This is a genomic window from Amantichitinum ursilacus (genome assembly GCF_001294205.1).
Lineage (GTDB): Bacteria > Pseudomonadota > Gammaproteobacteria > Burkholderiales > Chitinibacteraceae > Amantichitinum > Amantichitinum ursilacus.
The window spans coordinates 23,856-36,687 of sequence record NZ_LAQT01000037.1 but is presented as its reverse complement, the minus strand read 5'-3'; the positions used below and the strand labels follow the sequence as shown (position 1 = coordinate 36,687).

Below are 12,832 nucleotides of genomic sequence, written 5' to 3'. Positions count from 1 at the left end.
GTGTTTAGTGGCGCACGACGATGTCGGCGACGGTCACGGCTTTGGGTATCAGCCCGGCTTGCGTCAGCCGGTCGGCCAGACGTTGTTGTTCGACGATGGTTTTGTCATCCAGCCAGCTCACGCGGTAGCTGGGGCGACGCGCCAGCACTTGCTCAAACGTGGCCTGATCCAGCCCCACATAAGCCGATAACAAATGCGCGGTGTCTTTGGGATGCTGTTCGATGTAATCGCTGTTGCGCGTCAGCTCTTCAAACACGGTGTTGAGCAGCGGCGCATTGGCTTTGGCAAAGTCGCGGTTGGCCAGATAAAACGTCTGGTTGGGGCTGATGCCTTCCGCCGTCAGCAAGACTTTGGCGCTGCCGGATTTTTCGGCGGCGGCGTAATACGGGTCCCAGATCGCCCAGGCGTCGACGGCGCCACGCTCAAACGCTGCACGCGCATCGGCGGGGGCCAGATATTGCGGCTGGATGTCTTCCCATTTCAGGCCCGCTTTATCGAGCAAACGCAGTAAAAAACCATGCGAGGACGAGCCTTTCTGGATCGCCACGCGTTTGCCTTTCAGGTCGGCCAGCGTTTTGATGGCCGAATTCTTCGGGATCAGCAAGGCGGACGCTTGTGGCTTGGGCGGCTCAAAGCCGACGTAAACCAGGCGGCTGCCCGCGGATTGCGCAAAGATCGGCGGGGTGTCGCCGGTCATGCCAAAGTCGACCGATCCGGCGTTCAGCGCCTCCAGCAACTGCGGCCCGGCGGGAAACTCCACCCAGCGCACGCTGGTGCCGGCGCCAAGCTTTGTTTCCAGCGTGCCACGGCTTTTCAGCACGATCAGATTGAACGAGCTTTTCTGAAAGCCAATGCGTAGTTCATCAGCGTGCGTGGCCAGGCTGACGGCGCTCAGGCTCAGCGCCAGGCCAAGGTGGGTGAGAACGGAGCGGATCGATCGCATGATGTTCAGCTCACTGTGCCAGCAGCGCGTCGCTGATCTTCACCGGCACCGGGATCAAGCCCAGGCCTTTAAAGACGTCGGCAATTTGCTGTTGCTGGTTGGCCACTTGCGGGGTAATCGGCGTCAGGCCCAGCGTGTTGCGCGGCAAGGTGGCAGCAACCACATCCACCGGCAAGCCGATTTGTGATGCCAGTGTTTTGGCGGCTTCCGCCGGATTGGCGTTGGCCCACTGGTCGGCGCTTTGCAGTTCGCTCAGCACGTTTTTAACCACGGCAGGCTGGGCGGTGGCGAATTTGCGCGTGGCCAGGATGAACTGATGGTTAGCCACCAGGCCTTTGCCGTCACGCAAGGTGCGCACCGGCAATTGGGCTTCGGCGGCGGCCAGGTACGGGTCCCAGATGACCCAGGCATCGACTGCGCCTTTGGAGAACGCGGCGCGCGCATCGGCGGGCGGCAGGTACACCGGTTGGATATCGCTGTATTTAAGACCGGCTTCTTCCAGCGCTTTAACCAGCAGGTAATGCACGTTGGAGCCTTTGTTCAGCGCCACTTTTTTGCCTTTGAGGTCCTTCACCGATTTGATCGGCGAATCCTTGGCCACCAGGATGGCCTCGCCTTGCGGGGCGGGCGGCTCGTTAGCGATGTAAACCAGTTGCGCGCCTGCGGCTTGGGCAAATACGGGCGGGGCTTCGCCGGTCAGGCCGAAATCAACCGCGCCGACGTTGAGCGCTTCCAGCAATTGCGGGCCGCCGGGGAATTCGGTCCAGCTAACCTTCCAACCTTGCGCTTCCAGTTTTTTCTCCAGCGTGCCGCGGCCTTTCAGCAGCGTAAACGCGCCATATTTTTGATAGCCGACGCGCACCACCTGGTCGGCGGCTTGCGCGGCAGTGGGGGCGGCAAAAGCGAGGCCCAGCGCCAGTGGCGCGAGTGCGGTGAACAGTTTGCGTAGCATGTGCGTGTCTCCGGATCTGGTTTTTATGGGGTCGAGCGATTACAGGCTGACGCGCCCGAGCCGCAGCTGCGCATGCAGCAAATCGGGGTCGAGCTGAACGTGGCCGGGATTGGGGATATGAGCGAGAAAGCGCGAGATCGCCACATGCAGGCGATCGTCAATTTCGGGGGCCAGCAGCAGGCTGCCGTCGTCTTGCCAGGTCAGTTCTTTGTCGGTGGCGTAGATGCCACCCAGCACATGCCGCGCCTTGAGCGCGGTCAGCACCGGCTGCAGCGAATAATCAACCGCCAACATATGCGCCGGGCTGCCGCCGGTGGCCAGCGGCAACACCACGTGGTGCGTCAGCGCGCGCTCGGGCAGCACGTCGAGGATGACTTTGAGCGCGCCGCTATAAGCCGCTTTGTAAACCGGCGTGCTGACCACCAGGCCATCGGCGTGGGCCACGGCGTCTTGCCACGCCTTGATCGACGGATCTTCAAAGCGCGCGTGCAGCAGCGCCTCAGCCGGAAAATCGGCCAACGTAAACGACTGCACTTCGATACCCTGTTGCGCCAGAACCTGGGCAGCACGGTTGAGCAAACCTTGCGAGCGGGACCGGGCGCTGGGGCTGCCGGACAGGGTAACGACAACAGGCATCTAAATTCCTTTTGACTCTAACGAGGCGTTTCGTTGGGCGAGTCAGGAATTTATGATGCCTTTGTTATTTCCACAAATACTTTTGAGCGCGTTTTATATCTAAAAAGGATATATGAAAAAGAACGGTTATATAGGGTGGGTCAAGACCCACCCTCCAAAGCCGTGGGCATGGAAGCGCGGGTGGCCATGCCGATTGTTTTTCAGCATTTAAAAAGTGTTTAGCGGCCGCGAATATCAAATACGGCGGCACGGGGCTGCTGCTTTGAATGGTGGGTCAAGACCCACCCTATGCGAGGGCACACGCGCGCGTCATCAGCGGTTCACGCCAGCCACTTGTGCCCCGTGCGCTGCGCCTTGTAGATGCCGGTGTGCCCCGAAAACAGCCACGCCACCGAGCACGCCACCGCCGCATACACGCCGATTTCCGCGCCAAACAGCTCCATCGCCATGATGCCCGACGCAATCGGCACATTGGCCGCGCCAGCAAACACCGCCACCAGCCCGATCGCCGCCATCAGCGCAATCGGCATATGCAGCAGCGGGGCCAGCGCGTTGCCCAGCGTCGCGCCGATATAAAACAGCGGCGTCACTTCGCCGCCTTTAAAGCCGCTGGCCAGCGAGGTGACGGTAAACACCAGCTTGGCGATAAAGTCATAGCCCGGCACCGGCTGGGTAAACGCCTGCACGATCACCGGCACGCCCAGGCCCAGGTAGCGATCCGCGCCCAGCCAGCCCCACGCCACCGCCGCAATCACCACGCCACCAAGCAGAGCGCGCAGCGGCGCATACGCGATGCGGGCCTTCAGCCACGCGCCCAGCGTGTTGGTACTGCGCGCAAACAGCATGCCCACCGCGCCGAACAACGCGCCCGCAATCAGGGTGGCGGTAAGCCCCCACGCGGTCGGGGCGGGGAACACATTGACCGGATACACCGTGTGATGCACGCCCCACAGCAAACAGATCTGGTCCCCCGCAATCGCAGCCACCAGACACGGAAACAAGGCGTCATAACGCAAGCGCCCAATCGCCAACACTTCCAGGCCAAAGATCGCGCCCGCCAGCGGCACGCCAAATACCGAGGCAAACCCGGCGCTCAACCCCGCCATCAGCAAGATACGGCGTTGCGCGGGCGTAAACGGAATCACGCGGCTGATCTGATCCGCCAGCGATCCGCCCATCTGCACCGCCGTGCCCTCGCGCCCCACCGATGCGCCCACCAGATGCGACGCCACCGTGCCCAGCAACACCAGCGGGGCCATGCGCAGGGGGATGCGGTTTTGCGGGCTGTGGATTTCTTCGATCAGCAAATTGTTGCCGGCCTCGACGTTGCGACCGACGCGGCCGTACACCCAGCTAACCGCAAAGCCCATCAATGGCATGCACAGAATCAGCCAGCGATGCTGCAGCCGCGTGTGGGTGGCCCAATCCAGCGCAAACAAAAACAGCGCCGAGGCGGTGCCCGCCAGCGCGCCCACCACAAGGGCGACCGGCAACCAGCGCGCCAGATAAGTCAGCAAGCCACGCAATTCTTGAATAAGGGGGTGATTCATCGATAAGCAGTCCGGTCGGGGTGATCACAATATCCGGACGCAAGCCTACGCACCCGGACGGGTTACGTAGGCATCATCAGCTGCACCGGAGGGCGGCGCGGCGGTTCTGGGAGGAATGCCATCTCCTGCAGGGCGAGTATAGCGGCAAGCTGTGGCAGCGCCAATCGGGCCGGGTAAACCATTGCGGGCGATGCAACGTTGCAAAGCAACCGGTGGAAAAAAGCACGACCCCGCTTCGCCGCCTGGCGCGATATGCCAAACAGATTGCGCGCACGCCCCTCCCCCGCTTTTAATAAGGCCTTCGCGCCGTCTTTACCGGAAACACCCGCATGACCCGTCCCCGCTTTCTGCCCGACAACTTTACGCTGGCCCTGATCGCCACCGTCATCATCGCCAGCCTGATTCCGTGCCATGGCCAGGGCGCGGTGGCGTTTGGCTACATCACCAATTTCGCCGTTGGCCTGCTGTTTTTTCTGCATGGCGCCAAGCTGTCGCGCGAGGCGGTGATTGCCGGGGCCACGCACTGGCGGCTGCATCTGGTGGTCATGCTCAGTACCTTTGTGATGTTTCCGCTGCTGGGGCTGCTGCTGAAGCCCTTGCTATCGCCGATGGTGACGCCCGAGCTGTATATGGGCGTGCTGTTTTTATGCGCGCTGCCGTCCACCGTGCAGTCGTCGATTGCCTTTACCGCCATGGCGCGTGGCAACGTGCCCGCGGCCATTTGCAGCGCGTCGGCGTCCAATCTGTTTGGCATCTTTATTACGCCGGTGGTGGCGGGCCTGCTGCTGGGCGCGCATGGCGGCATGAACTTTTCAATGGATTCGGTGCTGAACATCGTCATGCAATTGCTGCTGCCGTTTATTGCCGGCCAGATCGCGCGCAAGTGGATCGGCGGCTGGGTGGATCGCAACAAGGGCATGCTCAAGTTTGTGGATCAGGGCTCGATTTTGCTGGTGGTGTATACGGCGTTCAGCGAGGCGGTGATCCAGGGCTTGTGGCACAACACGCCCCTGCCCGCGCTGGGTGCGTTGCTGATCGTCAACGCCATATTGCTGGCCGTGGTGCTGCTGCTGACCACCTATGGCAGCCGCGTGCTGGGCTTTAATAAAGAAGACGAGATTGTGATTGTGTTTTGCGGCTCGAAGAAAAGCCTGGCCAGCGGCGTGCCGATTGCCAACGTGCTGTTTGCCGGCCACGCGGTGGGCGCGATTGTGCTGCCGCTGATGTTGTTCCACCAGATTCAGCTGATGACCTGCGCCGTGCTGGCCCAGCGCTACGCCCGCCGCCCCCACCCCGAAGCCCCGGTCGCCGCCGAGATCATCGCTAAATCTTGATTGATTCGACCCGGATGATGGACAACGCATAGGGTGGGTCTGGACCCACCACTCAAAGCCGCCGATTCGAGCTGAGCAGCTTCAAGACGCCGCTTTGATTGAGAGCCTTTAGCCCCCTCCAACCGACGCGGCAGTTTGGAACCTCACCGTTCGAGTCAATGCCATTGAAAGGTGGGTCTAGGCGACCCCGTCTAGACCCACCCTATGACGTGCGCCAGGCGATCCACAAGTAAACCGCCAAACACAAACGCCAGGTATTTGATCGAATAAAAGAACAGCCCGCGCGCGACTTGTTCGTCGTGCGTGCGGTACAGGCGCCAGCTGCGCAGCACGAAGCCGGCGTTAAACCAGCAGGCGATGGCCAGATACAGCCAGCCGCTCATGCCGATGGCAAACGGCAACAGGCTGACCGCAAACAGCGCCAGCGCGTACAGCAGAATCATCTGGCGCGTATAGGCCGGGCCGTGAGTGACCGGCAGCATCGGCAGCCCGGCCTTTTGATAATCGAGGCGGCGATACAGCGCCAGCGCCCAGAAGTGCGGCGGTGTCCAGGTATAGATCAGCAAGAACAGCACGGCCGCTTCCGGCGGCACGGTGCCGGTGACGGCGGCCCAGCCCAGCACCGGCGGCATCGCCCCGGCCGCACCGCCAATCACGATATTTTGCGGCGTGGCCGGTTTCAGCCAGCGCGTGTAGACCACGGCATAGCCAAAGAAGGTGGCCAGCGTCAGCCACATGGTGAGCGCGTTGGCGAAGGTGGCCAGCAGCCACAAGCCCGAGCCGGTGAGCGCGGCCGCATACAAACCGGCTTCCCACGGCAACACCGTGCCTTTGGCGGTGCCGCGGCGCGCGGTGCGGCTCATGACCGCATCGCGTTTATGTTCGACCAGGCAATTGACCGCCGCCGCCCCCATCGCCACCAGCGCAATGCCCACCAGCGAGATCGCCACATGCGACGCCACCGCCCATTGCGGGGTGGCCAGCAGCGCCCCGGCGGCGGCACAGAACACGATCAGGCTGACGACGCGCGGTTTGCCCAGTTGCCAGAATTCAACGAAGCGCGAAGGCGCGACCAGCGTTTGCGTAGCCATGGATTTCCTTAGGCCGGCGTAACCGGGCCAGTAACGTAATCAGCGTCAGCAGCAACAATGCTGCGCCGCCGTTGTGCGCCACCGCCAACGGCAGCGGCAAAGACAACTCGACATTGGCCACGCCCAGCGCCACTTGCAGCACCAGCGCGGCCAGCAAGGCCAGGGCAAACGGACGCGCATCGCGCCACAGCCGCAACACCAGCGCAAGCACTAGCAATGTCACCAGCAGCGCGCCGCAGCGATGCAGCCAATGGATGGCGGCCAGATGATCAATGGTGAGCGGGTTGCCGTCGGCGGTCAGGCCCAGCGCACGATCGGGCCGCAGCGCATCCAGCAAACCGGGCGCGGGCGCAAAGCTGCCACGACAAGCCGGAAAGCCATCGCATGCCAGCCCGGCGTAATTGGTCGACACCCAGCCCCCCAACACAATCTGGACGGCCACCAGCGCCAGCGCCAGCCAGGCCACGCTGCGGGTCTCTGCCGGCAAGGCCATCGGCGCTAGCGTGCTGCGCGCGGCCAACGCGGTCAGCAGCGCCAGCATGCTCATGCCACCCATCAGATGCGCGGTGACCACCACCGGCATTAGCTTGAGCGTGACCGTCCACATACCCAGCAAGGCTTGCAGCAAGATCACCAAGGGCGGGGCCAGCACCAGCCACACCGGGGCCGAGTGGGGCGTGCGTTTGCGTAGCAGCGCCACCGTCAGTGCCAGCACCAGCAGGCCCAAGCCACCCGCGGCGTAGCGGTGGATCATCTCTTTCCAGCCTTTGGCGGGCTCGACCGTGCCGCCAAATTGCGCGCTGGCTTTGGCGATTTCATGCGGCGCTTCGGGCACCGTCAGATGGCCATAGCATCCGGGCCAATCCGGGCAGCCCAGGCCCGCGTCGTGCAGACGCACCCATGCGCCCAGCATCAGCAAACAGAAGGTCCAGACCACGGCCACCCACAACAACAGGCGTACGCGCGGACTGACAGCGGGACTGGCGCTCAGCATCTCAACCCAGGCCTTCGTTGGTTTTAAGCACGCGGCCAATTTCGGCCATGGCTTTTTTGCGGCCGTCGTTATCGGCGATTTTTTCGGGCTGGTAATGCATCACCAGATTGCCTTGCGGATCGATCAGATACAGCCCGGCCTGGCGGAACATATTGTGCGATTGCAGCAGCGCCACATCGCTATCCAGATTGGCGCAGTTGGCGGTGGAGGCGCGCTGGATGCGTTGCGCTTCTTGCCCTTGCGCCAGCCGCATTTGCCGCGTGGCGAAAAGCAGATCGCGCTGGCGCGCGGTACAGCCTTGCGGATCGGCCGCCACCAGACGCCAGTGGCCGGTGGCGGGCACAGCGGCCGGTTGGGCCAGCAGCGTGCCGTAGCTATAGGTGGTGTCGGGCCGCCAGGCGTGGAACAGAATCTGCGCCGCCACGATGGGCAGCAGCGTCATGCCAAACAGCGTTAACAGCGTTTTCTGGCCGCGATTAAGCACCATGTTTGCGCGCCTCCTGGCGTAGTTGCTGTTCTTGTTGCTGGCGGAATTTGCGCCACAAAAAGATGCCCGCGATGCTCATGCCCCACCACGTCAGCATGTAGCCCACGTGGCGCATCGGGTTGAAGTCGGGTTCGGTGGCGTCCAGGATCAGCGAGTCGCCGCCGCTGCGCTGGCGCGCAAACCATTGCGGTTGCGCCAGGCCCGACCAATCGGCAAAGCGGCTGGCGGTGATGTTCTGGAATACGCGACCTTGCGGCGGTGTTTGCGCCAGTTCAAAAAAGCGCGGCCACGGCATGGCTTCGACCATGGGCGCGGCGGTGGGCGGGAGTTCGTGCGCAGCCTGCATTTTCCAGCCGCGGTTAACCAGCACCAGGCTGCCATCCACCAGCCGGAATGGGGTGATCACCTCGTAGCCATTGGCGCCATCAAAATCGCGGTGATCCAGATACAGCGTGTATTGCGGCAGCCACTGGCCCACCAGTTGTAGACGGCGGTACAGCGGCGGCTGCGTGCCGGTGCCCCACAGCAAGGCGGGCTCGGCGATGCGCTCGGCGTACTGGTCGGCCAGGCTTTGTTTGTACAGCGCCCGCGCGGCTTGCCATGCGCCCAGGCAGACGGTTAACAGCACCAGCAGCCCCATGCCCACCAGCGCACGGCGGCCCGGCGCGCGGTGGCGGCGCGGCAAGTCGGTGCGGCGTGTGCTACGGTTTGCATCGGAGGAACTTGCCATGAAAATAGTCATCGCCCTGCTCTTGCTGGTGGTTCTGTTTGCCCTCGGCCGCGCGCTGTTGCAACTGGTGCGCGGTCCTTCCGGGTCCCCGGCGCTGGTGCGCTCTTTGACCATCCGGATTGCGGTCTCGGTGTGTCTGTTTATCTTGCTGCTGCTGGCCTGGTACTTTGGTCTATTACAACCGCACGCCGCATAAGGCGGCGTCTACGCCCCGCTGATATCCGTGCGGGGCGATTCCTACCCACTGCTTTGCATTGGCCCGGTGCGCGGCCCTTGCGGGCCTTTGCAGTGTGTGTGGCATAACCAAAATGTGCGTTGCCCTACGGGTAACGCACATTTCGAGGCGTAGCCTCGGCGCGGTACGCGCCATCCACTTTCCAACACAACCCGACAACGCATAAAAACCTCATAGGGTGGGTCTGGACCCACCACCCAAAGTGGCATATCAAAGCCATCACGTTCGAATCGGCGGCTTTGATAGGTGGGTCTTGACCCACCCTATGCGCTTGCTTTCTTTAACTCATAGGGTGGGTCTGGACCCACCACCCAAAGTGGCATATCAAAGCGGCCACGTTCGAATCGGCGGCTTTGATAGGTGGGTCTTGACCCACCCTATGCGCGATCTATAAGCAATACACAAAAATAAACAGCCCCAGCCAGACCACGTCCACAAAGTGCCAGTACCACGCCGCGGCTTCGAAGCCGAAGTGATGCGCCGGGGTGAAGTCGCCTTTGATTACGCGGGCCAGCATCACGCTGAGCATGATCGCGCCCACCAGTACGTGCATGCCGTGAAAGCCGGTCAGCATAAAGAAGGTCATGCCATACGCGCCCGAGGCCAGCGTCAAATGCATTTCGGTGTACGCGTGGTGGTATTCCTTGACCTGCAGGCACAAGAAGATCACGCCCAGCAGCACGGTGGCGGCCAGGCCCAGGGTCATCTGGCGGCGGTTGTTTTTAACAAAGCCCCAGTGCGCGATGGTCACGGTAATGCCCGAGGTCAGCAGCAAACCGGTATTGATGGCGGGGATGCCCACGGCTTCCATCGGCGTATACGGCGCCACCTTGGGGCCGGACAGCGCGGGCCAGGCCTGATGGAACATCGGCCACAGATAATCATGCGTGTTGGAAAACCAGCCCAGTTCCGGCACCGACACCACGCGCGTATAAAACAGCGCGCCAAAGAAGGCGCTAAAGAACATCACCTCGGAGAAGATGAACCAGCTCATGCCCCAGCGGAACGAGTAATCCACCTGCGGGCCATAATCGCCATGGTTGGATTCGCGGATTACATCGCCAAACCAGCCAAACAGCATGCCGATCAGCACTAAAAATCCCAAACCCAGCGCGTACCAGCCGATCGACACATTGTTGATGCCAAACGCCGTGCCTGCCGTAATAAAGAACAGCGCCAGCGAGCCCATGATCGGCCACTTTGACGGCTGCGGTACAAAGTACGGCGCGTCATGAATTCCGTTTTCCACGTTCATTGCTGCTTCCCTCTTTGTTCAGCACCACATCCGTAGGGCGGGGGCAACCACTGCGCAAACCCGCGGTTTGATCAGTGGCTGCCCTGGCTGCTCACCAACACGTGCACCAGCCCTGCCACAGCCAGTGCCAGCACCAACGCGCAAAAAAATGCGGCGAAGATGATCTGACCCGGCTTCACTTTTTGCGCTTCCGCGCTCTTTCGCCCCCGCACCCCAAAAAACGCGGCCAACACGGCCTTGAATGCTGCAATCATGTTGCGGCCTTCGCGATGGATTGCGCGGTCGCTGTGGTCTGCTGCTTGCCGCCATCCAGACCAAACACCGTATACGACAAGGTGATGGGCCCCAGCGTGGCCGGCAGATCGGACTTGAACACCAGCACCACCGTCACCTCGCGCACTTCGCGCGGCGCCAGGTGGATGGCATCAAAACAAAAGCACTGCACCTTTTCGACATAGCGCACTGCGGACAACGGCGCATAACTCGGCACTGCCCGTACGCCCAACGGCGTGTCCGCCAGGTTGCGCAGCTCGAAACGCGCTTTCATCAGGCCGCCAGCGTGGCCTTCGCGCCGGGCGTCCAGCGCGCGAATCTGCATCGGCACGCCCGCCGCCACATTGCTATCGAACAATACCTGCTGCTGCCAACCCGCCACCGGCGCATCGGCCACGGCGGTGCGGTCTTGCTGGATGCCCATCACGCGGCAGAACACGTTGTAGAACGGCACCATGGCAAAGCTGAACCCCAACATCGCCAGCACCGCCAGCAGCAAGCGGCGCGCGGTGCGGCGGTTTCCTTGTTGTCGTTGCAGCGCCAGGCTGGTCATGGCTAGTTACCAAACAGCCAATGCCGCAGCACGATGCCGATAAAGAACATCAGCGCGATGCTGGCCATGATCAGCGCGGTGCGGAAATTCTTGCTCACTTCAGTTCCTCCACATGGGTGGATTCTTCCAGGCCCTGCGCAATCAGACCCTCGCGCACCAGCGCCAGCGAAGGCGGTTCGGTCCAGGTGTGATGCGGCGCGGGGCAGGCGACGTCCCATTCCAGCGTGGTCGCGCCATCCCACGGCCGTTGCGGCGACGGGCCGACGCCACCGCGGATGGTGTGGATCACGTTGTACAGAAACAGGATTTGCGCAAAGCCGAACAGAAACGCGCCCACGCTGGCCACTTCGTTAAAGGTGGTGAACTGCAGCGCGTAATCGGGAATGCGCCGTGGCATGCCCGCGAGGCCGAGAAAATGCATCGGAAAGAAAGTGATATTGAAGGCGATCATCGACCACCAGAAATGCAGCTTGCCCATGCGTTCGCTATACATATTGCCGGTCCACTTGGGCAGCCAGTAATAGGTAGCGCCAAACAGGCTGAACAACGCACCCGCCACCAGCACGTAATGGAAATGCGCCACCACGTAATAGGTGCCATGCAGCTGGATATCGACCGGGGCCAGCGACAACACCAGGCCCGACATCCCACCAATGGTAAACAGACACAAAAAGCCGATGGCAAACAGCATGGGCGTCTCAAACGTCATCGAGCCCTGCCACATGGTGGAAATCCAGTTGAACACCTTCACGCCGGTGGGCACGGCAATCAGCATGGTCATAAACATATAAAACAGCTGCGCCGTGGCCGGAAAGCCCACCGCAAACATGTGATGGCCCCACACCATAAAGCTGAGGATGGCGATGGCGCAGACCGCGTACACCATCGACACATAACCAAACAGCGGCTTGCGGCTGAAGGTGGGCAGGATCTGGCTAACCACGCCAAACGCGGGCAGCGCCATGATGTAGACCTCGGGGTGGCCGAAGAACCAGAACACGTGCTGGAACAGGATGGGATCGCCCCCGCCTGCGGCATTAAAAAAGTGCGTGCCAAAGTGGCGATCAGTGAGCAGCATCGTGACTGCACCGGCCAGCACCGGGGCGACGGCAATCAGCAAATACGCAGTCACCAGCGACGTCCAGGCAAACATCGGCATCTTCAGTAAGGTCATGCCCGGTGCGCGCATATTCAGGATGGTGGTGACGATATTGATCGAGCCCATGATCGACGACAGGCCCATCAGGTGGATGGCGAAAATGCCGAAATCCATGCCTGCGCCTAACTGCACGGACAAGGGCGGGTAGAAGGTCCAGCCCGCGCCGGGGCCGCCACCGGGCACAAACAGCGAGATGATCAGCAGCATGGCCGCGGGCGGCAGCAGCCAGAAGCTCCAGTTGTTCATGCGCGCAAACGCCATATCCGGCGCGCCGATCATGAGCGGGATCATCCAGTTCATCAGCCCGGTAAACGCCGGCATGATGGCGCCGAACACCATGATCACGCCGTGCAGCGTGGTCAGCTGGTTAAAGAATTCGGGCTGCCAGAACTGCATGCCGGGGCTGAACAATTCAGCCCGGATGCCCAGCGCAAAGGTGCCGCCCAGCAAGAACATGCTGAAAGCAAACCACAGATACATCGTGCCGATATCTTTGTGGTTGGTGGCGTACACCCAGCGCCGCCAACCGGCCGGGGCGTGATGGTGGTCGTGTGCGTCGTGCCCGCCGTGACCATGGTCCGCGCCATGGCCGTGGTCGATCGGGTGCGCCGGGTTCAGTGCGTCGGTGGTGGTGGTCATA

15 protein-coding genes and 1 riboswitch are annotated in these 12,832 nt (G+C 61.9%); of the genes, 2 read left to right on the top strand and 13 right to left on the bottom strand.

Going from position 1 to position 12,832, the window contains the following annotated elements; genetic code table 11:
* Positions 1–4 precede the first annotated feature (4 nt).
* The 4 genes from WG78_RS20315 to WG78_RS20300 form a co-directional block, all read right to left on the bottom strand.
* On the bottom strand, positions 5–943 hold the full coding sequence (locus WG78_RS20315; protein ID WP_053939674.1) for a sulfonate ABC transporter substrate-binding protein: 939 nt from the start codon (positions 941–943) through the stop codon (positions 5–7).
* Positions 944–953: 10 nt separating this feature from the next.
* A complete protein-coding gene (locus tag WG78_RS20310; protein WP_053939673.1) occupies positions 954–1,895 on the bottom strand; it encodes a sulfonate ABC transporter substrate-binding protein in 942 nt (313 codons plus the stop codon).
* Between the two features lie 39 nt (positions 1,896–1,934).
* Complete coding sequence (ssuE, locus tag WG78_RS20305; RefSeq protein ID WP_053939672.1) at positions 1,935–2,531, bottom strand: NADPH-dependent FMN reductase; 597 nt, start codon at positions 2,529–2,531, stop codon at positions 1,935–1,937.
* 320 nt (positions 2,532–2,851) lie between these two features.
* Positions 2,852–4,081: a voltage-gated chloride channel family protein gene (locus WG78_RS20300; protein WP_053939671.1), complete on the bottom strand. Its 1,230-nt coding sequence runs from the start codon at positions 4,079–4,081 to the stop codon at positions 2,852–2,854.
* Between the two features lie 60 nt (positions 4,082–4,141).
* A riboswitch (Fluoride riboswitch) is annotated at positions 4,142–4,216 on the bottom strand.
* A gap of 194 nt (positions 4,217–4,410) precedes the next feature.
* Between WG78_RS20300 and WG78_RS20295 the strand changes: the two genes are divergently transcribed.
* Complete coding sequence (locus tag WG78_RS20295; protein ID WP_053939670.1) at positions 4,411–5,415, top strand: bile acid:sodium symporter family protein; 1,005 nt, start codon at positions 4,411–4,413, stop codon at positions 5,413–5,415.
* 191 nt (positions 5,416–5,606) lie between these two features.
* Here the strand turns inward: WG78_RS20295 and cyoE are convergent, their stop codons facing one another.
* The 4 genes from cyoE to WG78_RS20275 are packed head-to-tail and all read right to left on the bottom strand — an operon-like array spanning position 5,607 to position 8,717.
* Positions 5,607–6,506, bottom strand: a complete 900-nt coding sequence (gene cyoE / locus WG78_RS20290; protein WP_053939669.1) for a heme o synthase — start codon at positions 6,504–6,506, stop codon at positions 5,607–5,609.
* The gene (locus WG78_RS20285) at positions 6,466–7,500 is read right to left on the bottom strand and encodes a COX15/CtaA family protein (protein WP_053939668.1); all 1,035 of its coding nucleotides are present in this window, start codon (positions 7,498–7,500) and stop codon (positions 6,466–6,468) included. Before WG78_RS20285 ends, cyoE begins: the two co-directional genes overlap by 41 nt.
* A 1-nt stretch (position 7,501) precedes the next feature.
* On the bottom strand, positions 7,502–7,987 hold the full coding sequence (locus WG78_RS20280) for a redox-active disulfide-containing membrane protein (protein WP_053939667.1): 486 nt from the start codon (positions 7,985–7,987) through the stop codon (positions 7,502–7,504).
* A complete protein-coding gene (locus tag WG78_RS20275) occupies positions 7,977–8,717 on the bottom strand; it encodes an SURF1 family protein (protein WP_053939666.1) in 741 nt (246 codons plus the stop codon). Before WG78_RS20275 ends, WG78_RS20280 begins: the two co-directional genes overlap by 11 nt.
* On the opposite strand from WG78_RS20275, the gene WG78_RS20270 reads away from it, so the two are divergent.
* Positions 8,716–8,913: a DUF2909 domain-containing protein gene (locus WG78_RS20270; RefSeq protein ID WP_053939665.1), complete on the top strand. Its 198-nt coding sequence runs from the start codon at positions 8,716–8,718 to the stop codon at positions 8,911–8,913. The genes WG78_RS20275 and WG78_RS20270 overlap by 2 nt on opposite strands.
* A 427-nt stretch (positions 8,914–9,340) precedes the next feature.
* Here the strand turns inward: WG78_RS20270 and WG78_RS20265 are convergent, their stop codons facing one another.
* The 5 genes from WG78_RS20265 to ctaD all read right to left on the bottom strand — a co-directional run bounded on the left by WG78_RS20265 (position 9,341) and on the right by ctaD (position 12,831).
* Entirely contained in the window at positions 9,341–10,207 is an 867-nt protein-coding gene (locus WG78_RS20265) for a cytochrome c oxidase subunit 3 (RefSeq protein ID WP_053939664.1), read from the bottom strand.
* A gap of 71 nt (positions 10,208–10,278) precedes the next feature.
* Positions 10,279–10,461: a DUF2970 domain-containing protein gene (locus WG78_RS20260; protein ID WP_053939663.1), complete on the bottom strand. Its 183-nt coding sequence runs from the start codon at positions 10,459–10,461 to the stop codon at positions 10,279–10,281.
* Positions 10,458–11,033, bottom strand: a complete 576-nt coding sequence (locus WG78_RS20255; RefSeq protein WP_053939662.1) for a cytochrome c oxidase assembly protein — start codon at positions 11,031–11,033, stop codon at positions 10,458–10,460. The genes WG78_RS20260 and WG78_RS20255 overlap by 4 nt, the downstream gene beginning before the upstream one ends.
* A 2-nt stretch (positions 11,034–11,035) precedes the next feature.
* Positions 11,036–11,131: a cytochrome oxidase small assembly protein gene (locus tag WG78_RS23205; protein ID WP_236692088.1), complete on the bottom strand. Its 96-nt coding sequence runs from the start codon at positions 11,129–11,131 to the stop codon at positions 11,036–11,038.
* Complete coding sequence (gene ctaD, locus WG78_RS20250; RefSeq protein ID WP_083459468.1) at positions 11,128–12,831, bottom strand: cytochrome c oxidase subunit I; 1,704 nt, start codon at positions 12,829–12,831, stop codon at positions 11,128–11,130. Before ctaD ends, WG78_RS23205 begins: the two co-directional genes overlap by 4 nt.
* Between the last annotated feature and the right edge of the window lies 1 nt (position 12,832).

Excerpts from the sequence above, each read along its gene's own strand:
- WG78_RS20280 (WP_053939667.1), bottom strand. The coding sequence starts at position 7,987 with ATGGTGCTTAATCGCGGCCAGAAAACGCTGTTAACGCTGTTTGGCATG.
- WG78_RS20285 (WP_053939668.1), bottom strand. The coding sequence starts at position 7,500 with ATGCTGAGCGCCAGTCCCGCTGTCAGTCCGCGCGTACGCCTGTTGTTG.
- WG78_RS20265 (WP_053939664.1), bottom strand. The coding sequence starts at position 10,207 with ATGAACGTGGAAAACGGAATTCATGACGCGCCGTACTTTGTACCGCAG.
- cyoE (WP_053939669.1), bottom strand. The coding sequence starts at position 6,506 with ATGGCTACGCAAACGCTGGTCGCGCCTTCGCGCTTCGTTGAATTCTGG.
- WG78_RS20255 (WP_053939662.1), bottom strand. The coding sequence starts at position 11,033 with ATGACCAGCCTGGCGCTGCAACGACAACAAGGAAACCGCCGCACCGCG.
- WG78_RS20310 (WP_053939673.1), bottom strand. The coding sequence starts at position 1,895 with ATGCTACGCAAACTGTTCACCGCACTCGCGCCACTGGCGCTGGGCCTC.
- WG78_RS20315 (WP_053939674.1), bottom strand. The coding sequence starts at position 943 with ATGCGATCGATCCGCTCCGTTCTCACCCACCTTGGCCTGGCGCTGAGC.
- WG78_RS20300 (WP_053939671.1), bottom strand. The coding sequence starts at position 4,081 with ATGAATCACCCCCTTATTCAAGAATTGCGTGGCTTGCTGACTTATCTG.
- ssuE (WP_053939672.1), bottom strand. The coding sequence starts at position 2,531 with ATGCCTGTTGTCGTTACCCTGTCCGGCAGCCCCAGCGCCCGGTCCCGC.
- WG78_RS20260 (WP_053939663.1), bottom strand. The coding sequence starts at position 10,461 with ATGATTGCAGCATTCAAGGCCGTGTTGGCCGCGTTTTTTGGGGTGCGG.
- WG78_RS20275 (WP_053939666.1), bottom strand. The coding sequence starts at position 8,717 with ATGGCAAGTTCCTCCGATGCAAACCGTAGCACACGCCGCACCGACTTG.
- WG78_RS20295 (WP_053939670.1), top strand. The coding sequence starts at position 4,411 with ATGACCCGTCCCCGCTTTCTGCCCGACAACTTTACGCTGGCCCTGATC.
- WG78_RS20270 (WP_053939665.1), top strand. The coding sequence starts at position 8,716 with ATGAAAATAGTCATCGCCCTGCTCTTGCTGGTGGTTCTGTTTGCCCTC.
- ctaD (WP_083459468.1), bottom strand. The coding sequence starts at position 12,831 with ATGACCACCACCACCGACGCACTGAACCCGGCGCACCCGATCGACCAC.